The organism is Rhodococcus sp. T7 (genome assembly GCF_009872365.1).
GTDB lineage: Bacteria > Actinomycetota > Actinomycetes > Mycobacteriales > Mycobacteriaceae > Rhodococcus_F.
On the sequence record NZ_WXYH01000055.1, the window covers coordinates 1 to 26907 of the forward strand.

A 26907-nucleotide genomic window follows, 5' to 3' on the forward strand; every position below is an offset into this window, starting at 1 on the left:
GACTCCCCCAGGTGAGTGCCAAAGTGTGCCCCGGCACGCTTTGCCGCTCACCTGGGGATCTGGACGACAATCCCGTTCGTCACCGTCCGTCGAAGTCGGTGTCGTTGTCGCCGGGCATCAGTTCGGACGCGATCTTGCGGGCCGCGGACAGGATTTCGTCATCACTGGCGTCGATGGTTTTCGCGGCGATGCCGGCCATGTTCATCGACATCAGCGCGAGCCGGATGCGCAATCGATCCTCCACCGTCGCGTCGGTGGGGGTGAGGATTTCGTAGAGGTCGGAGAGGTGCCGGGTCATGCTGAGCTTGTCCGGGCCGGCTTCCTTGAACACCCGGTTGTCGGCGACCGCGAAGCGGAACAGTGCCAGGCCGCGCGCCTGCATGATGTCGTGCCATCGGGAGAGCACCGCCATCCGCAGGTCCGGGCCGCGCTGTTGCGTGCGGGCCCAGTCGACGAGCTCGACGATCTGCTCGAGCAGGCCGGCCACCAGGACCCGGACGATGTCTTCCTTGCTGTCGAAGTGGTAATACAACGCCGCTTTGGTCATGTCCAAGTGCTCGGCGATCTCACGCATCGAGGTCGCTTCGTAGCCCTTCTCCGCGAACAACTTCAATGCGACGGCAGGAATCCGCTCACGGGTGCCGGTCCGGCTGGCATCCTCCGGTGCATTCACAGTGACCACCTCTCGCGTTCCCGGATCGGACCAGGGTTGCTGACCGATCGGTAAGTGAGTACGGTGACTTACCGATCGGTTAGTAGCCCCTGTTCAGGGTACTCGACCACACACACGTGATCCCGGAAGGCCATCGACATGCCCGAGGCAACCGCAGCGCTGACGCCGCGTCAGATCATCACCGCCATGAGCGGACTGGTCATCGCGATGCTTCTGGCGATGCTCGACAACATGATCGTCTCCCCTGCCCTGCCGACCATCGTCGGCGATCTGGGCGGGCTGGACCACCTGTCCTGGGTGGTGACCGGCTACATCCTCGCCTCGACGGTGGCCACCCCGATCTGGGGCAAGCTCGGCGACCTGTTCGGCCACAAGGCGACCTTCATGGCCTCGATCACGATCTTCCTGATCGGTTCCGCGTTGTGCGGGATGAGCCAGGACATGCTCCAGTTGATCCTGTTCCGGGCCATCCAGGGGCTCGGCGCGGGCGGTCTGATGGTCGGCATCATGTCGGTGATCGGGCTGATGGTCTCCCCCCGCGAACGCGGCAAGTATCAGGGCATCATGATGGCCGTGATGCCGGCGGCAATGATCGGCGGACCGCTGATCGGCGGTTTCATCACCGACAACCTGTCCTGGCGGTGGGTGTTCTACGTCAACCTCCCCCTGGGACTGCTGTCGTTGGTCGTGGTGTGGGCCACCCTGACCCTGCCGGGTGAGGTCACGAAGAAGGCGGCCCAACTGTCCATCGACTGGCTGGGTGCGAGCGTGCTCAGCGTGTGGATCACCGCGCTGGTCCTCACGGTCACCTGGGGTGGCAGCCAGTACGCGTGGGGCTCGTGGCAGATCATCGGACTCGCGGTCGTGGCCGTCGTCGGTTTCGCCCTCTTCCTGATCGTCGAACGCCGGGCCGCGGAGCCGATCATCCCCCTGCAACTGTTCTCCAGCAGGAACTTCTCCGTGGCCAGTGCCCTCGGATTCGTGGTCGGATTCGCCATGTTCGGTGGCGTCACCTTCCTGCCGCAGTTCCAGCAGTTCGTTCAGGGCCAATCCGCCACGAACAGCGGGTTGCTGCTGATGCCGATGATGATCTCGGCCATGGTCGTCTCACTCGCCGGTGGCCTGCTCATCACCAAGACCGGGCGCTACAAGGCGATCCCGATCGTCGGCGCCGCCATGCTGGTGGTGGGCCTGTGGCTGTTCTCCACCATGGACGCGAACACCTCGATCGCGCAGACCGGTCTCTACATGGTGGCGCTCGGCGTCGGAATGGGCTGCCTGATGCAGACGACGAACCTGATCGCCCAGAACAGTGTGCCGATCCGAGACATGGGCACCGCGACCGGCACCGCCACCTTCGCCCGCAACATGGGCGGATCGATCGGAGTCGCCCTGCTCGGTGCGATCTACGCCAACCAGCTCACGTCGTCGTTGGGCGACACCGGCGGGCAGGGAACGCCCAGCGCATCCGGGATGACCCCGGCGGCCTTGCACCAACTTCCCGAGGCCGTGCAGGTCGTGTTCAAACAGGCCGTCGTCAACGGCACCCACGCGATCTTCCTGTGGGGGGCCGTCATCGCCGCGGCCGCGTTCGTCCTCGCCTGGCTCATCAAGGAAGTGCCGCTCCGGGAGACCCTCACCCCGGACGACGTCGCCGAGCCCGCCGATAGCATCGGACACTGACCGCCGGCCGCCCAAATCTTGGGCGGCCGAAGTCATGCTCTCGAGCATTGGTGTGAGATGGTCCAGACGAAAGAACAGAAGCGACAACGACGTATGCTGCTGTTACCGTCGCACGCAGGGAGACGAGCATGGGCATCGACCATGACCTCGGCGCGGAACTCCGCGCCCTGTCCGACGGCGAGTTCTTCGCCATCCTCGCCCGCGAGGTCGCCAACCGTGAGTCGATGAGCTCGGTGCGCGACGCCCTTCTCTCGCTCGTCGCCTCCGGCCCCACCCTCAGCGCCTCCGTCGCCTCGGCGGTGCCCGCGCACGTGGTGTCGGAGTCGATCGCGCGGGCCCGCACCGAGGCCACGGCTCGACGGGCGATTTTCGACCATCCGCATCTCGAAGCCAGCGATGTCGCCGATGTCCTGCGTTCCCGCGTAAGCAACCGACGCAGCCCCGCCGGCCGGTTACGCGAACGCGGAGACATCATCGGATACGAGATCGGCGGGCGCTACCTCTACCCCAGCTTCCAATTCGACGCCGCGACCGCGCAGGTCCGGCCAGTCGTCGCGGAGATCAACCAGCTCCTGAACGCCACGCACGACCCCTGGGGAGTGAGTTCCCGGTGGATCAGCCCATCCGGGTGGCTCCCGGACGGACAATCGCCCGCCGACCTCGCTGCGGAGGGCGGGCAGGACGATCGGATCCGCGCCATCGCCCACGACCTGCTGGCGGACTGAACCGTGGTGATGCACGGTGCATCACCAAATTCTGTGGCGATGCACCGTGCATCACCACCGCCACAACCCCTTGGTGCAGCCATTTCCCATCGAACCGAGTGAGAGTGCACGCCGATTCCGGATTGGAACCGCTCTCATCTGGCCGCGACCTTCGGTGATGCACCATGCATCACCGGCATCCACAAGTGATGCACCGTGCATCACCCGACGCATTGACGGTGCGAATCGACCGCGAAGTGAATCCCCCAGGTGAGTGCCAAAGTGTGCCCCGGCACGCTTTGCCGCTCACCTGGGGAGGATCTGGGCGAGAACGACCGACGCCGGTCCGGACAGGTGCGCCGACCCCTGTTCGACGAGCAGGCAGTCGCCGGGTTCGAGAGACCCGAGGTCCGTCGTGAGGCGTCCGCCCAGGACCAGGACGAGGACGGCAACCCGCCCGTCGGCGGCTATCTCGTGTCCCGTTCCGACATCGACGATGTCCACCGAGGCGGCTGTCGTGGACCGGTGGACCATGACGTTGAACGCCTCGGTCGCCCCGGCCGCCACACAGGCGGGGCCGTCCTCACCGGCGAACGGGGTCGGACTGAGGCGCGGAATCACCGTCGGGGCGTTGCCGAAGTCGAGAGACACCGGATAGTCGCCGATCACCGTGAAGATGCGGTCGACCTCGGGGAACGGCGAGAACGTCGAACTCCCGTCGAGCGTCGCGACGCTGAACCGCCACCGGGACGCGGCACCGGTGGCGATCTCCGCGGTGGTCCCTGCACCATTGGCCCACGGCGTGACGCGACGATCCGCGCGACGGATGATGCGTACTTCGCGAGCTGTTGTCACCATTCCTCCTCACAGTGTTGTCCACTGTCACGATACTTTGTTTCTCAATCTCATCATTAACCCATTCGTCATGTAGCGCACTATTTTCGCAATCTCCGCTTTGGTTCACTGTCGATAGACATTGATTCCCATCGGCGGACACTGCGAGTGTCCCGCCATCCTCGATCAAGGTGGACGACTATGAACGAAGCAGTCGCTGCGGCCGACACCGCCTGGATTCTGGCGGCCTTCACGGCGGTGAGCCTGATGGTGCCGGGCCTGGCCATGTTCTACGGCGGGATGGTCAGCGTGCGCAACACGCTCAACATGGCCATGATGACGTTCGGCGCGTTCGCCGTCGTCGGGGTGCTGTGGATCGTCTTCGGCTACTCGGCCGTGCTCGGCAATTCCCTCGGCGGCCTCGGCCTCCTGGGCGACCCGCTCGAGTTCTTCGGCTCCAGTTCGCTGCTGGACGCCCCCGCCGAACCCGGACTGCCACCCGCGCTGGTCTCCGGATTCCAGCTGTTGTTCGCCGCTATCACCGTGGCGCTCATCTCGGGTGCGCTGGCCGACCGGATGAAGTTCGGCGCGTGGATGCTGTTCGCCGGCCTGTGGGCGACGTTCGTCTACTTCCCGGTCGCCCATTGGGTCTTCGCGTTCGACTCGGCAGACGGTTCGGTGATCGGCGGATGGATCGCCAACACCCTCGGCGCCATCGACTTCGCCGGCGGCACGGCGGTGCACATCAACGCGGGCATTGCCGCCCTCGCCGTCGTCCTTGTTCTCGGGACCCGCAAGACGTTCCCCGTCTCGCCGCGCCCGCACAGCCTTCCCCTGACGATGCTCGGCGCCGGCATCCTGCTGTTCGGCTGGTTCGGGTTCAACGGCGGCTCGGCACTGTCCGCCGGTAACAGCGCGTCCGTCGTCATCCTCAACACGGTCGCCGCCGCGTGCGCAGGCATCTGCGCGTGGCTGGCCGTCGAGAAGTTGCGAGAAGGCCGGGCCACGTCGCTCGGCGCGGCATCCGGACTGATCGCCGCCCTGGTCGCCATCACGCCCGCCTGCGGCGCCGTCTCGCCCCTCGGCGCATTGGCGGTCGGCGCCGCGGCCGGCGCGGTCTGCTGCTTCGCGGTCTCCTGGAAGTACCGGCTCGGCTACGACGACGCGCTCGACGTCGTCGGCGTGCACCTGGTCGGCGGCATCCTCGGCACCGTCCTCATCGGGTTCCTCGCGGATCCGGCCGCACCCAACGGCGCAGCGGGACTTCTCTACGGCGGCGGCTTCGACGTGCTGTGGCGCCAATGCGTCGCCGTGGCAGCCGTTCTCGCCTACTGCTTCGTCGTCACCCTGGTGATCGTCCTGGCACTGAAGAAGTTCATGGGCATCCGAGCCGACCAGGACAGCGAATACGACGGCCTCGACGTGTCCGTACACGGCGAGACGGCGTACGTGCTCGACGCCGTCGGCCTCACCGGCGCATCCAAGCACGGCGTGGACGCGGTGCTCGGCGCGGAAGCCATCGCCGCCGAAGCGGTGGGAGACCCCGCGAAGGCCTGATCCAGCGCCCACGCAAAACCGGGCCCTGTCCGCAGCCTTCCGCGGGCAGGGCCCTGTTGCGTCGCCGACTACGTCAGGCTCTGAGCCAGACTCCGCAGCCTGTCGCTGTAGTTGTTCGGCTGGGCGGACAGGAACTGGGTCAGCACGATTCGATCGAATTCCTCCATTGCGGCCGAATCACCCGTGATTGCCGCATGATTCGCGACTTCGTGTTCGAGCAATTCGACCGCCTCACGCCACCTGCACACAGCGGGACTGCCGAGTTCCATCTGCGGCTCGAATCGCAGCGGTTGCTCGAGTGGACTTCCGAGAATTTCCTGCAGGTGCTCCTCGAGGGTTCCGCGCGCCAGTCGGACGATCAGCTGAGAATGCCCTTCGTGCCACTCCATGGTGGCGGGGCGTCCCGGCGACAGAATCGACGCGACCGTCATGGTCGAGTCGAATTCTTCTGCACCACAAGTAATTCGGGCCGTTCCCGACAGCGGGATCTGAACGACGTAGAAGTCGCCGTGATCATCCGCATTCATCAGCGCATCGGTGCCGTAATCGAAATAGTAGAGACCGATCGCCCCCGCGGTGGCCAGGCTGACCGGCTCGGCGGGGTCGAAGGGCAGCGCCGCTTTTCCACCGGACGCTATCTGAACTGTCGCCAACATTGCTACCACGACCTTTCGACCACCCGCCACTCTACGCCCGGCACACGGCGTGGAGGAAGGCCGAAATCGCGGTCGGCGGAGTCACTCCTCGTGATGGTCCAGGTATGGGTCCTACTCGACAATCCGGACGCGGCGCCCCAGCCGCCACGCGGACAGGTACAGGTCGTCGGATCCCAGGACGAAGATCCCCGAGACGTGCTCCGCCGGGTCACCCCCACTTATCTGCGCCTCGGCAGTCACCTCATTCTTCGTGAAAGGCGCGCATGGTGCCGGTCGCAAGGTACCGCTGATGGAACGAGAACGCCTCCCCGAGCAGATGCGGCGTATGGCCTGCGGCTCCCGGAGCGGCCTGCGCCCGCTCGACGTAGTCGGTGAGCAGCGGCCGGAATTCCGGATGCGCGCAGCGCTCGATGATCGCCCTGGACCGGCGACGCGGCGACAACCCCCGCAAGTCGGCCAGGCCCTGCTCGGTCACCACAACCTGGGTGTCGTGCTCGGTGTGATCGACGTGCGGGGTCATCGGGACGATCGACGAAATCGCCCCGTTCTTCGCCGTGGACGGGCTGAGGAACATCGACAGGTAGCCGTTGCGCGCGAAGTCCCCCGAACCGCCGATGCCGTTCATGATCTTGGTCCCCATGACATGCGTCGAATTGACGTTTCCGTAGACGTCGGCCTCCAGCATCCCGTTCATCGCGATGATCCCCAGCCGACGTACCACCTCGGGGTGGTTGCTGATCTCCTGCGGGCGCAGCCGGATGTGTTCGCGGTAGAAGTCGATGTTGGACGTCAGCTCGGCGATCCCGGCCTCCGAGAGCGCAAGCGCCGTGGCCGACGCGAACCGCACGGTGCCGTGCTTGATCAGGTGCAGCATGCCGTCCTGGATCACCTCGGAATAGCAGGTCAATCCCCGATACGGGCCACGGTCGAGACCACCGAGGACGGCGTTGGCGACGTTTCCGACGCCCGCTTGTAGCGGCAGCAACGTGTTCTCCGGGAGCCGGCCACGCCTCACCTCGTGGTCGAAGAACTCCAGCACGTGGGCAGCGATCGCCTCGCTGACCGCGTCCGGGGCCGTCAGCGGGCTGGCGCTGTCGGGCGCATTCGTCTCCACGACCGCGACCACCTTGCCCGGGTCCACCCGGTAGTGCGGCTGACCGATGCGGTCCTCGACGTCGGTGAGCTCGATCGGCCGGCGGTGCGGGGGCAGTGCGGTGCCGTAATAGATGTCGTGAATGCCGTCCATCGCATCCGGGACCCAGGAGTTGACTTCGAGAATGACCTTCTCCGCGACATCGAGCCAGGTCTTGTTGTTTCCGACAGACGCGGACGGAATCAATTCGCCGGTCTCGGTGATGCCGGCGACCTCGACGACGGCGACATTCACCGGACCGTAATAGCCCTCCCACACCTGCTGCGCCACGTGCGACAGATGAATGTCGACGTAATCCATCCGCCCCGCGTTGATCTTCTGCCGAGCCGTGGATTCCGCCTGGTAGGGCATCCGCAGCGCGATTCCGTCGACCTCGGCAAGCATTCGCTCGGTCTCCGTCGACACGGACGCCCCGGTCAGCAGGTCGATGGTGAAGTTCGAGCCGGCTGCGCGGGCAGCGTGAATTCGGCCGACCAGTGCCGGGATGATCGCCTTCGGTGTCCCGGCACTGGCGAAGCCGCTGACCGCGACGGTGTCGCCGTGACCGATGACCTTCACCGCCTCTTCCGCCACGGTCACCTTCCGCCGGAATACCGAGTTTCGAATCCGGCTCGACTGCGACGCGGGGGCACTGATCTGGATGCTCACGGCGGCCAGTGTAGGAGCGCGGATTGTGATGCCGACACCCCCAAAAGGGGGATGTTCGCCAGGTCATAGGCTAGAACGCGCCGGCGTCGTCGACGCTCGACCGTTCGTCGCAAGCGGCGTGCCGCTCGTCGGCCGTACCGGCTCGCCCGTCGAAACAGCACTCGAAGTCTCGCCGACGCGTGATCCTCGTCACCACCACGCCTCTCGGTGCCGCGAGCGGGGCGCACAACGATCCTCCCCCTACTTCCGACGCTCGGTCACAAGCAGCAGCGCAGGCCGCCGTTCTGGTCGTCACTCCTCGTGATGGTCCGGATACGCGGTGACGGCGAGGAACCGGATGGGCAACCGCACGAGGTCGTTGGGACCGTGCAGGCCTTCGCCGTCGAGGAGCAGCGAGTCGCCCGGCCGCAGCGTGTACTCGGCCTCGCCGTGCCCGTAGACCATGACGCCCTCGAGCATGTAGAGCAGTTCGGTGCCCGCGTGCTGGAACAGCGGAAACGTCTCGCTGGCGTCGGTGAGCGTGACCAGCACCGGCTCGAGTCGCTTGTGCTGCCCGCGCAGGGCGCCGAGGAGTTCGTAGTGGTGCCCTACCCGGGTGCCGCGTCCGACGATGACCGCACCGTGGCCCGCCTCGACGTACACTGCGTCGCGGGCGGTGTCGGCACCCCGGAACAGGGAGGTCACCGGCACGTCGAGTCCGGCGGCGAGACGCGCCAGCGTCGACAGACTGCACGAGGTCTGCGAGTTCTCGATCTTCGACAGCATCGCCTTGGAGATCCCGACCTTGGCCGCCATGTCGCCGACGGACAGCCCGCTGGCCTTGCGGAGCGCCCGGACCTGCCGTGCGATCACCTTCTCCAGATCGGGCCCGGTCGGCGTGTCGGACGGCACCTCCCGCTCGACGGGCGCGGGGTCTCCCGTGTCACGGTGAACCTCGGTCTCGGGTCGAGTCGTCACGTCCGCATCGTAACAGCGCTGTTTACTGTCAGGAAACCGCGACTCGGCGGCCCCCGGACCGCGAATCGGTGCGCATACGAGCAACAACCATGCGCGTGCGTGCAAGACGACGCCGCCCCCTCGCCCGCATGCTTGTGACAGCCATCACAACACCACCGGGAGAGTTGACGCCATGACCGCAGTACACGAGAACGTCAGTGCCACAGGACTTCCTGATGGAACCGCCACGCAGCTGTTCATCGGCGGGCAGTGGCGTCCGGCGTCGGACGGCGGAACGTTCACGGACCTGAACCCGGCCACCGGCCGCCCCCTCGTCGACGTGGCCGCCGGAACCGGGCAGGACATCGACGACGCCGTCCGGGCCGCTCGCGCCCAGCTGAACGGTGAATGGGGATCACTGCCCGGCGCCGCCCGCGGACGGATCCTCAACAAGGTCGCCGATCTCATCGAGCGCGACGCCGAGATCCTTGCCCGGCTCGAGGCCCTCGACGTCGGCAAGCCCGTCGGCCAGCCCACCATGCTCGACATCCCGATGGCGGCGGGCACGTTCCGGCACTTCGCCGGCTGGGCCGACAAGATCACCGGCCAGTCCATCCCGACCGCCGGGTACTTCGGTCAGCCCACCCACTCGTACACCGTCCGGGAACCGGTCGGCGTGATCGGCGCGATCGTCCCGTGGAACACCCCGCTGATGATCTCGGCGTGGAAGATCGCCCCCGCCCTGGCCGCCGGGAACACCCTGGTGGTGAAGCCGCCGGAGGACGCACCGCTGTCGATCCTGCACCTCGCGACGCTGCTCGAGGAGGCCGGACTGCCGGCAGGCACCGTCAACATCGTGTCCGGCCTCGGCGAGATCGCCGGCGACGCACTCGCCGCCCACCCCGGCGTCGACAAGATCAGCTTCACCGGCAGCCCCCGCGTCGGCCGGATCATCGCCAAGCGCGCCGCGGACACGTTCAAGCGCACCACCCTCGAACTGGGCGGCAAGTCCCCGCAGATCATCCTCCCGGACGCCGACCTCGAGGCCGCCATCAACGGCACCGCCATGGGACTGTTCTTCAACCAGGGCGAGGTCTGCGCCGCGGGCACCCGCATCCTGGTGCACCGGTCGCTGTACTCGCAGGTCGTCGACGGTCTCGCCGCCGCCGCGTCCGCGCAGGTTCTCGGCGACCCGTTCGACCCGGCCACCACGATGGGCGCCCTGGTCAACGCGAAGCAGCGCGACACCGTCCTCGACTACATCGCGGCCGGACGCAGCGAGGGCGCCCGCGTCGCCGCCGGCGGTGGCCGCCCGGACGGGGACGGGTTCTTCGTCCAGCCGACCATCTTCGCGGACGCGAACAACGACATGAAGATCGCGCGGGAGGAGATCTTCGGACCCGTCGGCACCGTCATCGCGTTCGACACCACCGACGAGGCGATCGCAATCGCCAACGCCACCGACTACGGGCTCGCCGCCTCGATCTGGACGCGCGACGTGTCCCACGCCCACATCCTCGCCGGCAAGGTCCGGGCCGGAGCGGTGGCCGTGAACGGCTGGGCACCGATCGATCCCGCCCTGCCCTGGGGCGGCATGAAGACCAGCGGCACCGGACGCGAACTCGGCTGGGCCGGAATCGAAGCCAACACCGAGGAGAAGGTCGTCACGATCATTCTCTGATCCCGTACACCATCGACGTCGTCGGACAGGAGCAGGACACATGAAGACCCAGGCCGCCGTACTGTGGGAGCCCGGTCAGCCGTGGCAGATCGAAGAACTGGAACTCGACCCGCCGAAGCACGGGGAGGTGCTGCTGCAGTTGGCGGCGTCGGGGATGTGCCATTCGGACGAACACGTCCGGGACGGCAGCGTCTACGTAGATCTCATACTATCTGCCGCTGGTGTGGCGTGTGTCGGAGATGGACGTGTGTCACGGCTACCCGCATCACCGTGAGGTGGTGCGAGTTTGACCGTGTCCCACACCGACGCTCGAGGTGCAGGAACATGCTGTTTCGGAATCACCCCCGCCCGCGGTGTCACGGTGGGCCGGCTGCGGCGGACCCGGCGATGCCGCGGCCGGCTCGGGGTCGGACTGGTCTTGTCCCGGGACTTGCGGACCGGTGCGTGCTCGGCGACCCGGACCGCGGGCAGCTGCCCCCGCCGCCGGGTGACCTTGGTTTTGCCGAGGAGGGCGCGTTTGGCCAGGTTGACCCCGGCGATGTGGTCGCGGTTGCCGCCGACCAGGCAGCGGGAACACCACGCGTCGTGGTAGCCGCCGGGGCGCGAGAGGGGTTCGTCGCAGCCCGGACATTGCGCGGAGGATCCGCGGGCCGGCACCGACACCACCGTCACACCGGCCCCGGCGGCGGTGTGGGCGAGGGCGGTGACGGCTTTGCGGCGGGCCGATTGCGCGGCCCGGTTGTTGTTGACCCGTCCGTGCCCGCGGGTCTCGAGGGTCGTGAGGTCCTCCACCGCGATCACCGTCGCGCCCGCCGCCTCGGCGTAGTCGGCGGTCTGGCGGGCGAAGTGGAATCCCAGCTCTCGATTGATCTTCCCGCGTTTGACGCCCACCGCAGTCCGGTGCCCGTTCAGGACGGCGATCTTCGTCTCCAGCCGGGCGCGGACCTCGGGTTCGGCGGCGACAGCCAGTTTCTCCAACCGGGCCGCCTTGCGGTGCAGCAACTGCCCCTCGGTCTGCAGGCGCGCCAGTTTCGTCCCGAGGCCGCGGTCGTCGTACGTCCAACCCCGAAAATCCGAGGACAACCCGTCCGAGTTCTCGGTGGTGATGGCGGCGGCACCGAGCGTGGACGGGGACCAATCCACCCCCACCGCAACGGTCGCCGATCCCAGATCACCTCCGGGGACGAACTCGGTCGCCGCGCACCGCCACAACAGCCCCCGGTGATCGAGAACCAGCGTCGGCAGATGCCAGTCGGTGATCGCCCGGCCGTGCAGGTGCCCGGGGATGGTGGCGGTCAGCCGGACCCGCCGCCACTGCCCCCGTCCCGTAGGGGCGGGGCTGGTGGGCAGTTTCACCGTCAACACCAGCTCACGGCCGATCACAGTAATCTGTGCGAGCTGCCGATCGGCGGCCGAGAGTCGGGCCATCGCGCTCGTCTGCGGTGGTCCCTGGACGTCGGTGATCCGCAACCGCGCCGACTGCGCGTCTTCGGTCCGGCGAGCACGGGCGACGAGCTGGCGCCGCACACCCCGAGCGAAGCCCAACGGCACCATGTCCGCGGCGGCGGTGGGCGGGGTTATCCGACCGGTGGCCGGGTCGAACCGCTCAGACAGCGCCGTGATCGCGGTATCCCGGTAGGCGAGGATCCGCAGGGACGCCATCACCTGCGCCGTCACCACCCTGCTCACCCTCGACGGCACGTACACCCCGTCCGGGTAGTGCGGGTTCCAGCCGAGGCGGGCCGCGGCGACATGCCCCTGCGCAAGCATCCGACGGTCCTGCCGGTCCACCCCGGCCGCGAGGACGTCGAACGTGACCGGCTGCCACAGCCGTGCCGTCAACTCGGTGCCGGCCGCCGTGATCAGGTCGAGCAACCACCCCACCCGGGTGTCGACGTCGTCGAGTCCGATCGGAGCACCGGTCGCGTCGTCGACCGCCACATGGGCGCGGGTGGTGAACGCGAACTGCCGCGGCGCCGTCGATCCCGGCCCGCTCACGCCAGCCGACCCGGCGCCAGGAACACCCCGAAGGGACCCGGGCTCATTCCTCTCCCGTGAAGAATCGCCGCCGCTCGGCAAGCTCATCGATTACCTCCGTTTCCCACGGTCTGCTACCCCACGTCTCGCAGGGCCTCGACTGTAACGCCGACCTCCGACAAAGAACCGCTCGATCCGCGCCACCTATGAACTAAGCAAGTCGATCCCGCCACATCCCACCACTAGGTGTCGGCCCGAGCCGCAGGGTCGAGCGTCCGCCCGCACCCTGCTCGCTGCTCTCCTCGAGACACGAACCGCGATCCTTACAGATCCGATATCCCGCACCAATAGCATTCTCCCGCAACATTTTGCTGATCGGCTGGCGATCCCTCCCGTCCTACCGAACCCGGCACCCGGCACCCCAATGAATACCTCCTCCCTCTCGGGAGTCTCTCCTGCACAACCTGATACAGCCCTTCTTGGAGAGGCGTCCCGGGTCTGCGCGGCTACAGAGTTGGGGACTCGAACCCGAGCGCCGAGAAGGCAACCGGGCCTCCGTCGGCGCCATTGCGCACCCGACGACCGACAGCCCACGAACTCCGCAGTCACCAATTCCCGGTGACAGACAGGGCCAGAAACTGATAGATCCCCGCGTGCGGGCGGTGCCGGCAGTGCGCGACCGGACAGTCCAGCATCTGCGACCTGGGTGCCCACCTGCTCGAAGGGTGGCAGATCTCGGACGGCACGGCGCGGCATCACGTTCGCGGCAAGGACGCTGCCATCCAGTGCCTGATCGGAACGTTCTCGCCGTACACGGTGGTCAACGAGGCGTCGTGCGTCAAGATCACGAAGGACATCCCGCTCGACAAGGCGGCGCTGGTCGGCTGCGGTGTCACGACCGGCTGGGGGTCGTCGGTGTACGCCGCCGGCGTCCAGGCCGGTGAGACCGTCGTGGTGATCGTCATGGGCGGCGTCGGGTGCGGGGCGGTTCAGGGCGCCGCGCTCGCCGGTGCCCGGCACGTCGTGGTCGTCGACCCGTCGGAGTTCAAGCGGGAGCAGGCCAAGATCTTCGGCGCGACGCACACCGCGGCGAGCATCGACGAGGCCCTCCCCCTCCTCCAGGACCTGACGTGGGGCCAGCTCGCGGCCAAGGTGCTCATCACCGTCGCGAATGCGAGTGGCCGCATCATCGCTCCGGCGATGAGCCTGGTGGCGAAGGGTGGCACGTGCGTCCACGTGTCGGTCGGCGACGTCACCCAGAACGACGTCGATCTGAACCTGTTCGATCTGACGGCGATGCGCAAGACCCTCAAGGGCGCGTGGTTCGGGAACGCGAACATCCGGTTCGACATCCCGCACCTGCTCCGCCTGTACATGGAGGGTCAGCTGAAGCTGGACGAGATGATCACGAGGACATACACACTCGATCAGATCAACGACGGCTACGAGGCCATGCGGAAGGCCGAGAACGTCCGCGGCGTCATCATGTACTCGTAGGTGCTCGCACCGGGGGCGGTGGGGCGGCGTGCGCGCCGCCGCTCCCGGCGTGGTTCTCTGTCACGGACGCCCGATATGTCCGTTGATTCGTGATGGAGTGCCATGCCGTACGTGTTCCTGCTCGCCGCGATCGCCGCCGAGGTGTTCGGCACGAGCCTGCTGAAGTCCACTGAGGGTTTCACCCGGCTGTGGCCGACGGTCGGGTGCCTGGCCGGGTACGTCGTCGCGTTCCTGTTCCTGTCGCAGGCGGTCAAGACGGTGCCGGTCGGGATCGCCTACGCAATGTGGTCGGGGCTCGGGACGGCGGCGATCGTCGCGATCGGGGCCGCCTTCCTCGGTGAACCGCTGACCGCGACGAAGATCTTCGGACTGGGTCTCGTCGTCTCCGGAGTGGTCGTGCTCAATCTCGGCGGAGCTCATTGATACCGTGGTCGCATGATCGCTGGTGGGGCAGGAACACGTCGTGCCTAAGCTCGTGGATCACGACGAACGTCGGCGAAGCATCACCGCCGCCGCCTGGCGGCTGATCGCGGCCCGCGGTATCGAGGCCGCGAACATGCGCGACATCGCCACCGAGGCCGGGTACACCAACGGCGCCCTGAGCCACTATTTCGCGGGCAAGGACGAGATCCTCCGGACGTCGTACGAGCACATCTCCGAGGCCACGGATCGCCGGATCACGGAGGCGCTCGGCGACGCGACCGGCCTCGACGCCTTGCGTATCCTGTGCCGCGAGGTGATGCCGATCAACGAGGAGAAACTCCTCGAGGCCCGGATCGCCGCCTCCCTGTGGCCGCGGGCCATGTACGACGAGCAAATGGCCGCGACCAACCGGCGGACGATGGACCGCTGGCGCGAGCAGATGGCGATCTTCCTCGAGCAGGCCCGCGAGGAGGGCACCGTCGGCGACATCGACGTCACGATCGTGGTCGAGCAACTGCTCAACATGATGATGGGCATGCAGATTCTGGGTGTCCTCACGCCGGGCGAGACGTCGGCGGAGCGTCAGCTGGAGATGCTCGAGCGGTTCGTCACCACTCTCTGATTTTTCGTACGCTCGTCCAATTCCGTTGCTGCGGAGTCCGATAGCGCACCTTTGACCGGACGCCCAGTATGTCCGGATCCGAAATTCACTGTTTACACGAGGGCACCTCGGCTGTAACGTACGTCACTAAGCTTTTTATTCAACACCCGTAGAACCAAAGGATCGCGACATGCCCACCCTTTCCCCTGCGCGTATCGACCACCCGCTGTCGCTGCCGACCGTCGAAGAGATCGCATCGCTCCGCGAGATCCTCGAGGCCGCCGACGCGCTGACCGAGCAGACGCGATTCGTCTACGTCGGTCTCGAGGAACCGGACAAGTCGACGCTGTACCCGGCCGAGACCAACGAGACCGATCGCCGATTCCGCGTTCTGCTGCATGACATCTCGTCGCCCAACGCCGTGGACGTCGTGGTGTCCGTGACTCAGCGGTCGGTGATCAGCTCGGTCACCCTCGACGCCACCCGCGACGGTCAGATGCCGGTCCTGGACGAGGAATTCGAACTCGTCGAGCAGGTGCTGTCCGCCGACGAACGCTGGCTCGCCGCGCTCGCCGCCCGCGGACTCGACGTCGCCGACGTCCGGGTCGCTCCCCTCTCGGCCGGCGTCTTCGACTACCCCGGCGAGACCGGCAAGCGGATCCTCCGCGGGCTCGCGTTCCGCCAGGACCACCCGAAGGACCACGCCTGGGCCCACCCGATCGACGGGCTCGTCGGCTTCGTCGACGTCATGAACCGGACCGTCACCGACGTCCTCGACCTCGGCGCCGTCCCGATCCCCGAGGAGTCGGGCAACTTCGACGACCTCGCCGTCACCGGCCCGCTGCGCACCACCCAGAAGCCCATCGAGATCACCCAGCCCGACGGCCCCAGCTTCGTCGTCGACGGCAACCGCGTCGACTGGGAGAAGTGGTCGTTCCGCGTCGGCTTCGACGCCCGCGAGGGACTGGTCCTCCATCAGCTCGGATTCGCCGACGGCGACCAGGTCCGCCCGATCATCCACCGCGCGTCCATCGCCGAGATGGTCGTGCCCTACGGCGACCCCTCACCGGTCCGGTCGTGGCAGAACTACTTCGACACCGGCGAGTACATGGTGGGCCGCTACGCGAACGCCCTCGAACTCGGCTGCGACTGCGTCGGCGACATCACCTACTTCGACGCCGTCATCGCCGACGAGTTCGGCAGTCCCAAGACGCTGAAGAACGCGGTGTGCATGCACGAGGAGGACTTCGGCGTGCTGTGGAAGCACACCGACCTGTGGGCCGGCTCGGCGGAGACGCGCCGCCAGCGCCGCCTGGTCGTCTCCTTCTTCACCACGATCGGCAACTACGACTACGGCTTCTTCTGGTACCTCTACCTCGACGGCACCATCGAGTTCGAGGTCAAGGCCACCGGCGTCGTCTTCACGTCGGGTCACCCGGGCGGCGACTACCCGTACGCGTCGGAGATCGCCCCCGGCCTCGGCGCCCCGTATCACCAGCACCTGTTCAGCGCCCGCCTCGACATGATGATCGACGGCGACCGCAACTCCGTCGAGGAGGTGCAGACCAAGCGGGTGAAGATGGGCCCCGGAAACGTGCACGGCAATGCGTTCACCCTCGAGCGCACACCGCTGACGAAGGAATCCGAGGCGCAGCGCCTCGCGGACAACAGCGTCGGACGGGTGTGGCACATCAGCAACCCGAACAAGCTGAACCGTCTGGGCAAGCCGGTGGCGTACGCGCTGCACCCGGAGGGGCAGCCGATCCTGCTGGCCGACGACGACTCGTCGATCGCGGCGCGGGCGACGTTCGCCACCAAGCACCTGTGGGTCACGCAGTTCGACGAGAAGGAGCGGTACGCGGCAGGCGATTTCGTGAACCAGCACGCCGGCGGTGCCGGACTGCCCAGCTTCGTGGCCGGCGACCGCGATCTGGAGAACGAGGACCTCGTCGTGTGGCACACGTTCGGTCTCACCCACTTCCCGCGACCGGAGGACTGGCCGATCATGCCCGTCGACTACACCGGATTCACGTTGAAGCCCAACGGCTTCTTCGACCGCAACCCCTCCCTCGACGTGCCCCGCACGACGTCGAAGCACTGCTCGACCGGAGGCAGCAGCTGCCACTCGGACGGGGGCACTCATGCCTGACACCACCACCGGTTCCGGAGCCGGCAAGCTGCGCGGATCCATCGGCGTCGTCGGGATCGTCTTCCTCGTCATCGCCGCCGCCGCTCCCCTCACGGCGATCGGCGGCGCCCTGCCCGTCATGATCGCGATCGGCAACGGCGCGGGCGCCCCGACCGCCTATCTCATCGCCGCGCTGGTCCTGCTCGTCTTCAGCGTCGGATACGCGGCGATGAGCAGCCACATGGTCGACACCGGCGCGTTCTACGCCTACGTCGCCAAGGGTCTCGGCGAATCCTGCGGGCTCGGGGCCGCCGGCCTCGCGTTGCTGACCTACACCGCCATCCAGGCCGCCGTGTACGGCCTGGCCGCCGCGACCATCCAGGGACTGGTGGTCCAGTACGGCGGACCCGACCTGCCTTGGTGGATGTGGGCGCTGGTCCTCATCGCGCTGGTGGCCGTGCTCGGATACCGCAGCATCGATCTGGGCGCCAAGGTGCTCGGTGTCCTCCTCGTCCTCGAGATCGGCATCATCCTGGCGCTGTCGTTCGGTGTCCTGGTGCGGGGCGGGGCCGCGGGTATCGACTTCGCGTCGTTCACCCCGACGTCGTTCTTCAGCGGATCCCCCGGTGTCGCATTGATGTTCGCGATCGCGTCGTTCATCGGCTTCGAGGCGACCGCGATCTACGGCGAGGAGGCCCGCAACCCCCGGCGCACGATCCCGATCGCGACGTACGCCGCCGTCATCGTCATCGGGCTGGTGTACGCCCTGGCAAGCTGGGCCGTGGTGCTCGCGTTCGGCAGCGACAACGTCTCCGCGGCCGCTGCCGCCGACCCTGCCGGGTTGACGTTCGCCGCGGCCGCGCAGTTCCTGGGCGGACCCGCCGCCGACGTCATGGCGATCATGCTCGTCACGAGCCTGTTCGCCGCGCTGCTCGCGTTCCACAACGCCATCTCCCGGTACGTGTTCGCCCTGGCCCGCAAGGGTGCGGCCCCGCGGGCACTGGCCCGCACCCACCCCAAGCACGGTTCCCCGCACGTCGGCTCGATCGCCCAGACGATCTCCGCGACGGTGGTCGTAGGGGTGTTCGCACTTGCAGGCGCAGACCCGGTGCTGCAACTGTTCACCTGGATGGCGGGTCTGGCCACCGTGAGCATCCTGGTGCTGATGGTGCTCACCAGCGTCGCGATCATCGCGTTCTTCGCCCGCACCCGGCTGGACACCCGGCTCTGGCACACCCGCATCGCCCCCGTGCTCGGATGTGTGGGACTGGTGGCCGTCACCTGGTTGGTGCTCGACAACTTCACCACCCTGATCGGCGGGTCGGCACTGCTCGCGGACATCCTGCTCGCCGTCATCGCACTGTTCTTCGTCGCCGGACTGGTCGTCGCCCGGGTCACCCGGCAGAGCCGCGCCGACGTCGCGCAGCACCGCGAACTCACTCCCACGATCTGAGTCCGACGATGTTCGAGATCCCTGCCGTGCACGCGGCGATGTTCGTCGGAGCGGTCGGTGCCCTCGTCCCGATGTGGCGGGCACACGGAACCGACTGCCGGGTTCGGATCGCGCACGCCGCGATGGCGCTGTCCATGGTCGCGATGATGATCCCCGGTGTGCCGGCAGGGATTCACCTGCTCGAGGGTGCCGTCCTCATCGGCCTCGCCGTGTTCGTCACCGGCGAGACGATGCACCGCCGGACCGCGGTTCCCTGCGCGGTCGACCTCACGGCCATGGGTGTGCTGCTGCTCCTGGCGCCGATGTCCGCCGCCACCCCGGCGGCGTCTACGCCGGCACCCTCCGGCCACCACCACGGTGGCGCAGGAATCTCGACCGGCTGGCTTCCCCTCGTCGTGCTCGTGTGCTGGGCACTGTCGACCCTGTATCTCTACCGCTCCACCCCGCGCCGCGAGCGTTCCGGTGTCAAGACCGCGGCAGCGGGATCCGCACTGATGATTCTGGGCATGGCCCCGATGGCCGTCTGACCGCCCTCCCACCGACAGCACCCTGGAGGAACCGATGAGTTACGCCGATGCCGTCTACACCCGCGGCAAGGTCTTCACCGTCGACGAGGACTTCACGATCGCCACCGCCCTCGCGGTCCGCGACGGACTCGTCCATGCGGTGGGCACCGACGCGGAGATCGAAGCCCTGATCGGACCGGACACCGTGGTCACGGATCTCGAAGGGAAGACGATCCTCCCCGGAATCAACGATTCACACCTGCACGCCATCGCCTACGGACTGGACACGCCGCCGCTGTCGCTCGACGTGTCGTTCCCGGCCGTCCGGTCGATCGCCGACGTCCGCGAACGCGTGCGGGAGGCCGCGTCGGCCGCCGAGGACGGCACCTGGATCATCGGAACGGGCTGGGACGACGGCTATCTCGACGAATGCCTCGCCGAGGAGGGGCGGACGCCGACCCGCTGGGACCTCGACGAGGTGTCCCCGAACAATCCCGTGTTCCTGCAGGACTTCTCCCGGCACACGTCGTGGGTGAACAGCGCGGCGCTCGCCCTCGCCGGGGTCGACGAGACGACCCCGCTGCCGCCCGGCAGCCTCATGCCCACCGGCGAGGACGGCCTGCTGACCGGCATCGTCATGGAGGGAGCGCAGGCCCTCGTGCAGCGGGTTCTGCCGGCCCTTACCCGGGAGCGCCGGGAGGAAGCACTCCGCTCGGCGATCTCGATCCTGCAGAGCGAGGGGATCACCAGCTTCACCGACCCGGCGATCGGCCCCGGTGGCGAAGCCCTCGCCGGAGGCGCGATGGGCGCGGAGGGCCTGTCGGTGTATGCCGACCTCGCCCGACGCGGAGAACTGGGCGCCCGCGTCAATCTTCTCCTCCTGCCCACCGGAATGTCCGGTTCCGCCGAGGATTTCGGGAAGAACCTCGCCGACATCGAGGTTCCGGACACGGTGGACCCGCGGATGTTCCGGGTTCTCGGGGTGAAGGTGTTCGCCGACGGCATCCCGCCGAGCAAGACCGCGTGGATGCACGAGGAGTACGTCGGCGGCGGCTGCGGTTCCCTGTGCGTCGGCGGCGACACCGACGAGCGGCAAGTGTACGAGGTGACCGAGATGGTCCGCATCGGCCACGAAGCCGGCTACCAGATCGGTGTGCACGTCACCGGCGACCGTGCCATCGACACCGTCGCCGAGGCGATCATCGCCGCCCAGAACGCGCACCCCCGCGACGACGCCCGGCACTACCTGATCCACGGCGACTTCATCAGCGAAGCCACCCTGAAGCGACTGGCCGACAACGATATCGGCGTCAACATGAACCCTACGATCAAGTGGACGATCGCCGACCTCGAGGTCGGGGTGGTCGGGACCGAACGCGCCGCCTACGAATGGCCGTACCGCAGCGCCGTCGAATCCGGGGTGCACCTGATGAGCAGTTCCGATGCACCGGTCACACCGCCCGATTGGCGCCAGGGCATCTCGACGATGATCCTGCGGGAGAGCAAGGCCAGCGGCGCGGTGAGCGGACCCGACCAGACCATCGGGCTCGCCGATGCCGTCCGGACCTACACCATCAACGCGGCGTGGCAGGACTTCGCCGAGGACTGGAAGGGGTCACTCGAGGCCGGCAAGGTGGCCGACCTGTGCATCCTCGACGGCGACCTCGAGACCATCGACCCGCACGACATCCCCGCGATGCAGGTCGTCACCACCGTGCTGGGCGGGAAGGTCGTGTTCGAGCGCGTCACGGAGAGTGTCGCGTAGGCCCGATACCGACGACATCCGCACGGCCGGTTCACCACTGCTGTAGGTGAACCGGCCGTTCGGCGTCCGGGCACGTCACTGCGCCCAGGCAGCCTCGGCGATCCAGTACTCGCTTCCGTCGGCGCTGATTCCGCGTTGCCAGTCGGTGGTCCGCCGCAGGTTCGGCTCGACGCGCGCGGTGGCCACGTCGGCGCCGTCCGGTCCGTCCTCCCGCACCTGCCAGTGCACCCAGTTCACTTCGTTGCCGTGCTCGTCGTGCACGAAGAGGTCGACGTGATGCCAGCCGTAGCGGTGGGTGTCGGCGTAACAGGTCAGGAATGTGCGATGGTGATGCGAATAGTCCACGAGGTACCTCCGGGGCCGCGGTGGTTTTCCCATAACGCTAGAACCGGATCGTGCTCAACGGAATCCAAGAAACCTTTACCCCTGTGCAACATTTGGTCGCTCAGCGGTAGGGTCGACCGGCAGCGTGAAGGTGAAGACCGCCCCGTGCGGATCGTTCTCGCGTGCGGTGATCGTCCCGCCCTGGCGGCTGATGATGCGGTGGCTCAGCGCAAGTCCGATTCCGTGACCCGTGGACTTCGAGGTGAACACGCCGTCGAAGATTCGGCCGTCCGGGACATGCGAGAGACCCTTGCCGTGGTCCTCGACGCTCACGACGCCCTCCGTCGCGGTGGCGTCGGTGCGGACCGTCACGATGCGGTCGGCGGCCGGCCACTCCGCCATCTCGTCGATGGCGTTGAAACACAGGTTGAGGATGACCTGCCCGGTGAGCACCCGCTCGCACACGACGGCGACCGGCCCGGGCGCGCGGAGGTACTCGACGTGAACACCCTTCTGCCGGCCGCGGATGTCGACGAAATACGCACACTCGTCGACGATGTCGTTGAGGTCGACGATCTGCTGGGACTCCTCGAGTTGCGTCACGTATTCGCGCAGGCTCCGGACGATCTGATTGGCCCGGTCGATCTGCTTGCGCGCCTCCCCGAGGCCCCAGCTCACCTCGTCGCGACTGCTGTGCCCGTCACCGAGCCGGCTCTGCGTTCCGGCGATGAAATTGGTGGCGGCCGCGAGCGGCTGGGCCAACTCGTGCGCGATGGCCATGGCCATGTCGCCCATCGCGTTGTAGCGGGCCAGGTAGTTGAGGTACTGCGAGTCCCGCTCGTGCTCCTGCTCGGTGCGGACGTGCTCGGTGACGTCGTGGAAGAGCAGCAGGTGCCCGCTCAGATCGTTCTCGATCGCGATGTGCTGGCAGCTTCCCGCGTGCCAGCGGCGCTCCTCGGCTGTCAGTTCCACCTCGTAGCGCAGGCTCTGGGAACCCCCGTCGGCGGTCGTGAGATCCAGGGCCCGGCGCACGCTCTCTCGTGACTGCCCCGCCCGGCAGAACTCCGTAAAACGTTCGCCGACAAGCGATGCCACCGGGACCTTCAGGAGTTCCGAGGCCGCCTCGCTCGCATACGTGATGCGGCTGTCGTCGTCGAGGACCAGGATGCCTTCGGCCATGTTCCGCAGGAACGCGGCCAGGCGGGCCTCGGTGCGGCTGAGGTCGGCCTCGGTGCGCGTGAGGTCGCGGCGCATCGACGTTTCCTGCTCGATGTCGCGGAACTGCACCATCACCACGGTCCGGGCGCTCAACTCGACCCGGATCGCGATCGCCTCCGTCAGGACCTCTCGTCCGCTCTTCGCGCGATATGCCCATTCGGTGACCGCCGCCCCGTTGTCGACGGCCTCCTGCAACCACCGCCGTCCCACCGACCGGCGGTAACGCTTCGCCGGCGAACTCATGTCGGGGGCCTTGAGCGGTTTGAGTTCCTCGACCGTGAACTCGAGCAGTTCCGACGCAGCCCTGTTGGCCCAGAGTATGTCCTTGGTCGCCGCATCGTGGACCAGGACGCAGTAGCGGAGCGACTCGACGAGTTGTTCGTAGTCGGACGGCGCGAGATCGGACAATGCGGCCTCCTTGGGCTCACGTCGAGTCTACTGAGAGTGCAGACCGCGGACACGATAGGGAAATCCTTTACTCCGAGGCGACATCTCTGCACGTGTGCGGGAGGAAGCACCGATTGAGTGATGCCCGCCACCGCAATAGCGTGGAACTCGACACGAAACACGCCCCACCCCTTCTACTTCGCGTCGATCGGAGTATTTGATGACCACCACCGCACCGACCCTCGACACGACGGACACCGCCGCGAACGGGACGCTGTCGTTCGAGGACGTCCTCGAGCACGTCGCCCTGCGGCGGGAAGAGTTCGCACGCCAGAAGTTCGTGCCTCGCGACATGATCGACGAGTTCAAGCAGGTCGGCATCTACCGCGCCGCCACCCCCCGGCAGTTCGGTGGCGACGCACTGCCCCCGAGCGAGTTCCTTCGGATGATCGAACGAATCTCCGCGGTGGACGCGTCGGCGGGCTGGGTCGCGAGTTTCGGCTCCGCCCTCGTCTACTTGGCGGCGCTACCCCTCGCGACGCAGGCCGAGTTGTACAAGGACAGCCCCGACCTCGTCTTCGCCGGCGGTCTGTTCCCGGTGCAACCCGCCGAACAGGTGCCGGGTGGCCTGAAGATCAGCGGGCAGTGGAAGTTCGCCAGCGGATGCAAGGGCGCCGACATCCTCGGTGTGGGCATCCGGGGCGGCGACTCCACCGCGGGCAAGCCCCGCACCGCCCTGCTGTGGCCGAAGGACGTCGAGATCGTCGAGAACTGGGACGTGGTCGGGCTCTCCGGTACCGGAAGCCACGAACTGAAGGTCGACGGCGTCGTCGTGCCCGAGGACTGGACGTTCATCCGAGGCGGAACCCCCACCGTCGACGAACCCCTCTACCGCTATCCCTCCATCGCGTACGCCGCCCAGGTGCTGGCCGTCGTCAATCTCGGAGTGGGACGTGCCGCGCTCGACCACGCGATCAAGGTCGGTGCGGGACGCACCGGCATCACCGGGGCGCCCAAGCTCGCCGACCGCGCCTACTACCGCATCGACCTGGCCAAGGCGGAGGCGACGCTGCGGTCCGCCCGCGCCTTCTTCTACGAGGTCACGGACGAGGCGTACGCCACGGTGGTCGACGGTGATCCCGTCCCGGAAAAGCTTGCGGCACTTCTCCGCCTGTCCTCGACCCACGTCGCCAAGGCTGGCGCGTCCGCCGTGCACACCGCATTCCAGTTGTCGGGCACCGGCGCGATCTACGACGGCAACGCGATGCAGCGGTACATGCGCGAGGCACTGGTCCCGCCGCAGCACGCCTTCCTCGGCGACGGCATCTACGACAGCGCCGGTGCGGTGCTCATGGACATCCCGCCGTTCCCCGGCTTCATCTGAGCACCGGACGCACCCCGACCACCACCGACCCTTCAGGAGTACAACCATGACCGCACCACTGAGAGTGCTGTTCTGCATCGGCATCAACCAGAACTTCTTCGACCTCCCGACCGGCCAGGGCGGGCTGGTGTGGAAGGCGTTCTCCGGGATGATGGACGCGCTGGCCGAGACGCCGGGCGTCCGGGTGATCGGGGACATCGACGACGACAGCCACATGGTGGGACCGTCGGACGGCTGGCCGTGGACGTGCTACATCCTCGCCGACGTCGACACCCAGGAGACCGTGAAGGACGTCTGCAACCTCTTCCGCACCACCACGGTCGGCGAGTACACGCTGTGGCGATACGCGAAGATCGAGGCCCGCATCGGCCGCGCGCTCACCGTCCGCGAAGACGTCGACCTCGGCGTGTGAGCGACATGCACCGTGCGGACGCGACCGAGCGCATCGAGACGCGTGAGGCCGTTCACCGGGTGATGTGCCGCTACATGGAACTGTGTGACGTTCCGTCCGTGCAGTTCTCGGCCGAAGAACTCGGCTCCCTCTTCACCGCCGACGCGGTGTGGGAAGGCGTCGGCAGCGACTACGCGCACAAGTTCGGCAAGCGGCAGGGCCGCCGGGAGATCGTCGGAATGCTCACCGCGTACCTCCCACCGAGCTCCCATTTCCGGGGAAATGCGCACCTGCTCGGCAACGAGCAGATCGACGTGGACGGACCCACCGCGCAGGGGCGGTGGGTCATGCAACAGCTGTCGCGGTACGAGGACGAATCGGCCGAAATGCTCGTCGCCCGCATCACCGCCGAGTGCGAAGTCCGGGACGGCACAGCCCGGATCAGCCACTTCACGACCGAGAAGCTGTTCGCCACCCGCCTCGACGAGGCACCGCGACTGCTCGAATCGAATTGAAAGAGAATGTGATGACCACTTCGCTGGATCCCACAGACGCCGGCTTCACCGCAACCAACTTCGCGGACCTCGCCACCGACGACCGCGTGGACGGATCGCTGTACACCGACCCCGACATGTTCGAGGCCGAACTCGAGCGGATCTTCTACCGCACCTGGGTGTGGGTCGCCCACGAGAGCGAGATCCCCGAGACCGGAAGCTTCAAGATGGCGACCATCGGCAGGCAGCCGGTGATCGTCAACCGCGATCGCAAGGGCAACTTCAACGTCCTGCTCAACCGGTGCCGCCACCGCGGGGCCAGCGTCTGCGAGGTCCCCAAGGGCAAGGCAAACGGGTTCACCTGCCCCTATCACAGCTGGTCGTACGCCCTCGACGGGCGGCTGCGCGGAATCCCCTACCCCGACGGCTACGACGAGGACCTCGACAAGAAGGATCTCCCGCTGCAGAGCCTGCGGGTGGAGTCGTACGCGGGCATGATCTTCGCCAGCTTCAACCCCGACATCGAGCCCCTCGACGACTTCCTCGGTGACGCGAAGGTGTGGATCGACCTGTTCATGAAGCAGGGCGCCGGCTACCCGATCAAGACCCAGGGCGAGCACTGCTTTCGCTTCCGCGGCAACTGGAAGATCCAGTTGGAGAACACCACCGACGGCTACCACTTCCCCATCGTGCACCGCTCCTGGATGTCGTCCGTGGACGCCGAAACCGCCGACATGCTCTCCTTCATGACCGACGACAACGCCGTCACGCACGCGCTCGGCAACGGTCACAGCGTCGCCATCATGGTCCCGGAGCACGTCGACCTGGACCACGACGACGGCACCGAGAAGATTCAGGCCCGCTTCGACCACATCGTCGCGGAACTGTCGAAGACGATGCCCGCCGACCAGGTCCGCCGCATCGTCCGGTCCATGCACGGCGCCGGGTTCAACCTCAACATCTTCCCCAACGTCGCGATGTCGATGTCGTTCTTCCGGGTATTGCGCCCGATCGCGGTCGACGAGACCGAGATCCGGCACATCGCCCTCGGCATGGACGGCGGACCCGAGATCGTCAACCGCGAACGTCTCCGCATCCACGAACATTTCCAGGGCCCGTTCGGGTTCGGCAGCCCCGACGACTCCGAGGCCTGGGACCGGGTTCAGCGCGGCTCCCGCGGCGCACCGGGAATGCCGATCATGGTCAACCGCGGCCTGAACCGTGAAGCACTCGACAGCGACGGGCACCGCACCTCGCACGTCACCGACGAAACCGGAATGCGCGAGGCCTACGCAATGTGGAAGAGGATGATGACCGATGAGCACTGACCTCCTGACGATCGCACTGTCCGACACCCGGGTACTGCAGGCGATCGAACTCGTCTGGCACGAAGCGGCCCTACTCGACGCCAAGGACTACCAGACCTGGGACGCCCTGTGGACCGACGACGGCCGGTACGTCATTCCCATCGACCCCGACACCGACGACTTCGACGGATCGCTGAACATGGTCAACGACGACACCCGGATGCGGCGAATGCGGATCGAACGCCTGACCTCCGGCTACTCGATGTCCGCGCTCGCCGCAGCCCGCACCGTTCGCACCGTCTCCCGCTTCACCGTCGAGGACCGCACCGAGGACTCGATCACGCTGAAGTCCGCGCAGATCCTCGTGGGCTTCAAACGCGACGACCAGCAGACCCTCGCCGCCGACGTCACGCACCGCATCCGCGACACCGAGGCCGGGCCGCGGCTGGACCTGAAGGTCATCAGGCTCGTCAACTCGCAGGCCGCGGTCAACGCCTCCGGGTACCTCCTCTGACCTTCCCATCCAG

24 protein-coding genes and 2 pseudogenes are annotated in these 26907 nt (G+C 67.2%); 17 read left to right on the top strand and 9 right to left on the bottom strand.

All coding sequences use genetic code 11. The features are described 5' to 3' along the window. Positions 1 to 79: 79 nt before the first annotated feature. Positions 80 to 673, bottom strand: a complete 594-nt coding sequence (locus MLGJGCBP_RS07715; protein WP_160094658.1) for a TetR/AcrR family transcriptional regulator — start codon at positions 671 to 673, stop codon at positions 80 to 82. Positions 674 to 811: 138 nt separating this feature from the next. Between MLGJGCBP_RS07715 and MLGJGCBP_RS07720 the strand changes: the two genes are divergently transcribed. Then, a complete protein-coding gene (locus MLGJGCBP_RS07720; RefSeq protein ID WP_087562433.1) occupies positions 812 to 2356 on the top strand; it encodes an MDR family MFS transporter in 1545 nt (514 codons plus the stop codon). A 128-nt stretch (positions 2357 to 2484) separates the two neighbouring features. Further along, positions 2485 to 3081, top strand: coding sequence for a hypothetical protein (locus tag MLGJGCBP_RS07725; protein ID WP_160094659.1), 597 nt, complete (start codon positions 2485 to 2487; stop codon positions 3079 to 3081). A gap of 285 nt (positions 3082 to 3366) precedes the next feature. Here MLGJGCBP_RS07725 and MLGJGCBP_RS07730 read toward each other — a convergent pair whose 3' ends face one another. After that, positions 3367 to 3915: a HutD/Ves family protein gene (locus tag MLGJGCBP_RS07730; protein WP_160094660.1), complete on the bottom strand. Its 549-nt coding sequence runs from the start codon at positions 3913 to 3915 to the stop codon at positions 3367 to 3369. 180 nt (positions 3916 to 4095) lie between these two features. Here MLGJGCBP_RS07730 and MLGJGCBP_RS07735 point away from each other — a divergent pair, with 180 nt between their 5' ends. Further along, the gene (locus MLGJGCBP_RS07735) at positions 4096 to 5451 is read left to right on the top strand and encodes an ammonium transporter (protein ID WP_160094661.1); all 1356 of its coding nucleotides are present in this window, start codon (positions 4096 to 4098) and stop codon (positions 5449 to 5451) included. A gap of 68 nt (positions 5452 to 5519) precedes the next feature. Here the strand turns inward: MLGJGCBP_RS07735 and MLGJGCBP_RS07740 are convergent, their stop codons facing one another. The 4 genes from MLGJGCBP_RS07740 to MLGJGCBP_RS07750 all read right to left on the bottom strand — a co-directional run bounded on the left by MLGJGCBP_RS07740 (position 5520) and on the right by MLGJGCBP_RS07750 (position 8865). Beyond that, positions 5520 to 6107 (bottom strand): cupin domain-containing protein, encoded by a 588-nt coding sequence (locus tag MLGJGCBP_RS07740; protein ID WP_087562436.1) that lies wholly within the window; start codon positions 6105 to 6107, stop codon positions 5520 to 5522. Between the two features lie 111 nt (positions 6108 to 6218). Next, positions 6219 to 6347: a hypothetical protein gene (locus tag MLGJGCBP_RS53160; RefSeq protein ID WP_268960730.1), complete on the bottom strand. Its 129-nt coding sequence runs from the start codon at positions 6345 to 6347 to the stop codon at positions 6219 to 6221. Between the two features lies 1 nt (position 6348). Then, complete coding sequence (locus MLGJGCBP_RS07745) at positions 6349 to 7896, bottom strand: acetyl-CoA hydrolase/transferase family protein (RefSeq protein ID WP_236580975.1); 1548 nt, start codon at positions 7894 to 7896, stop codon at positions 6349 to 6351. A gap of 303 nt (positions 7897 to 8199) precedes the next feature. Next, positions 8200 to 8865 carry a helix-turn-helix domain-containing protein gene (locus tag MLGJGCBP_RS07750; protein ID WP_012689757.1) on the bottom strand — a complete coding sequence of 222 codons (666 nt, stop codon included), beginning with the start codon at positions 8863 to 8865 and terminating at the stop codon, positions 8200 to 8202. Between the two features lie 172 nt (positions 8866 to 9037). On the opposite strand from MLGJGCBP_RS07750, the gene styD reads away from it, so the two are divergent. Together styD and MLGJGCBP_RS51520 are read left to right on the top strand one after the other, a co-directional pair. Further along, positions 9038 to 10525: a phenylacetaldehyde dehydrogenase StyD gene (styD, locus tag MLGJGCBP_RS07755; protein ID WP_160094662.1), complete on the top strand. Its 1488-nt coding sequence runs from the start codon at positions 9038 to 9040 to the stop codon at positions 10523 to 10525. 40 nt (positions 10526 to 10565) lie between these two features. Next, a pseudogene (locus tag MLGJGCBP_RS51520) lies at positions 10566 to 10718 on the top strand (alcohol dehydrogenase); the annotation flags it as partial. Here MLGJGCBP_RS51520 and MLGJGCBP_RS07765 read toward each other — a convergent pair. Continuing rightward, the gene (locus tag MLGJGCBP_RS07765) at positions 10718 to 12523 is read right to left on the bottom strand and encodes a zinc ribbon domain-containing protein (protein ID WP_160094663.1); all 1806 of its coding nucleotides are present in this window, start codon (positions 12521 to 12523) and stop codon (positions 10718 to 10720) included. The pseudogene MLGJGCBP_RS51520 and the gene MLGJGCBP_RS07765 overlap by 1 nt on opposite strands. Before the next feature lie 624 nt (positions 12524 to 13147). Here MLGJGCBP_RS07765 and MLGJGCBP_RS07770 point away from each other — a divergent pair. The 7 genes and pseudogenes from MLGJGCBP_RS07770 to MLGJGCBP_RS07800 form a co-directional block, all read left to right on the top strand. Beyond that, positions 13148 to 13999 (top strand): annotated as a pseudogene (locus tag MLGJGCBP_RS07770) (zinc-binding dehydrogenase); the annotation flags it as partial. 102 nt (positions 14000 to 14101) lie between these two features. After that, the gene (locus MLGJGCBP_RS07775; RefSeq protein WP_072937012.1) at positions 14102 to 14422 is read left to right on the top strand and encodes a DMT family transporter; all 321 of its coding nucleotides are present in this window, start codon (positions 14102 to 14104) and stop codon (positions 14420 to 14422) included. Positions 14423 to 14474: 52 nt separating this feature from the next. Then, entirely contained in the window at positions 14475 to 15044 is a 570-nt protein-coding gene (locus MLGJGCBP_RS07780; protein WP_160094769.1) for a TetR/AcrR family transcriptional regulator, read from the top strand. Positions 15045 to 15213: 169 nt separating this feature from the next. Further along, complete coding sequence (locus MLGJGCBP_RS07785; RefSeq protein ID WP_160094664.1) at positions 15214 to 17172, top strand: primary-amine oxidase; 1959 nt, start codon at positions 15214 to 15216, stop codon at positions 17170 to 17172. Further along, positions 17165 to 18604 carry an APC family permease gene (locus MLGJGCBP_RS07790; RefSeq protein ID WP_160094665.1) on the top strand — a complete coding sequence of 480 codons (1440 nt, stop codon included), beginning with the start codon at positions 17165 to 17167 and terminating at the stop codon, positions 18602 to 18604. The genes MLGJGCBP_RS07785 and MLGJGCBP_RS07790 overlap by 8 nt, the downstream gene beginning before the upstream one ends. An 8-nt stretch (positions 18605 to 18612) precedes the next feature. Then, positions 18613 to 19131 carry a DUF5134 domain-containing protein gene (locus MLGJGCBP_RS07795; protein WP_160094666.1) on the top strand — a complete coding sequence of 173 codons (519 nt, stop codon included), beginning with the start codon at positions 18613 to 18615 and terminating at the stop codon, positions 19129 to 19131. A 34-nt stretch (positions 19132 to 19165) separates the two neighbouring features. Further along, complete coding sequence (locus tag MLGJGCBP_RS07800) at positions 19166 to 20875, top strand: amidohydrolase (RefSeq protein WP_160094667.1); 1710 nt, start codon at positions 19166 to 19168, stop codon at positions 20873 to 20875. Between the two features lie 75 nt (positions 20876 to 20950). Here MLGJGCBP_RS07800 and MLGJGCBP_RS07805 read toward each other — a convergent pair whose 3' ends face one another. Both MLGJGCBP_RS07805 and MLGJGCBP_RS07810 read right to left on the bottom strand, forming a co-directional pair. Then, complete coding sequence (locus MLGJGCBP_RS07805) at positions 20951 to 21220, bottom strand: hypothetical protein (protein ID WP_083395744.1); 270 nt, start codon at positions 21218 to 21220, stop codon at positions 20951 to 20953. A gap of 75 nt (positions 21221 to 21295) precedes the next feature. After that, the gene (locus MLGJGCBP_RS07810) at positions 21296 to 22825 is read right to left on the bottom strand and encodes a PAS domain-containing sensor histidine kinase (RefSeq protein ID WP_160094668.1); all 1530 of its coding nucleotides are present in this window, start codon (positions 22823 to 22825) and stop codon (positions 21296 to 21298) included. 199 nt (positions 22826 to 23024) lie between these two features. Between MLGJGCBP_RS07810 and MLGJGCBP_RS07815 the strand changes: the two genes are divergently transcribed. The 5 genes from MLGJGCBP_RS07815 to MLGJGCBP_RS07835 are packed head-to-tail and all read left to right on the top strand — an operon-like array spanning position 23025 to position 26894. Then, complete coding sequence (locus MLGJGCBP_RS07815; protein ID WP_160094669.1) at positions 23025 to 24188, top strand: acyl-CoA dehydrogenase family protein; 1164 nt, start codon at positions 23025 to 23027, stop codon at positions 24186 to 24188. Between the two features lie 46 nt (positions 24189 to 24234). Then, positions 24235 to 24600, top strand: a complete 366-nt coding sequence (locus tag MLGJGCBP_RS07820; protein ID WP_087559840.1) for a hypothetical protein — start codon at positions 24235 to 24237, stop codon at positions 24598 to 24600. Between the two features lie 5 nt (positions 24601 to 24605). Beyond that, positions 24606 to 25094: a nuclear transport factor 2 family protein gene (locus MLGJGCBP_RS07825; RefSeq protein WP_160094771.1), complete on the top strand. Its 489-nt coding sequence runs from the start codon at positions 24606 to 24608 to the stop codon at positions 25092 to 25094. Between the two features lie 11 nt (positions 25095 to 25105). After that, on the top strand, positions 25106 to 26401 hold the full coding sequence (locus MLGJGCBP_RS07830) for an aromatic ring-hydroxylating oxygenase subunit alpha (protein ID WP_160094670.1): 1296 nt from the start codon (positions 25106 to 25108) through the stop codon (positions 26399 to 26401). After that, entirely contained in the window at positions 26391 to 26894 is a 504-nt protein-coding gene (locus tag MLGJGCBP_RS07835) for an aromatic-ring-hydroxylating dioxygenase subunit beta (RefSeq protein WP_160094671.1), read from the top strand. The genes MLGJGCBP_RS07830 and MLGJGCBP_RS07835 overlap by 11 nt, the downstream gene beginning before the upstream one ends. Positions 26895 to 26907 lie beyond the last annotated feature (13 nt).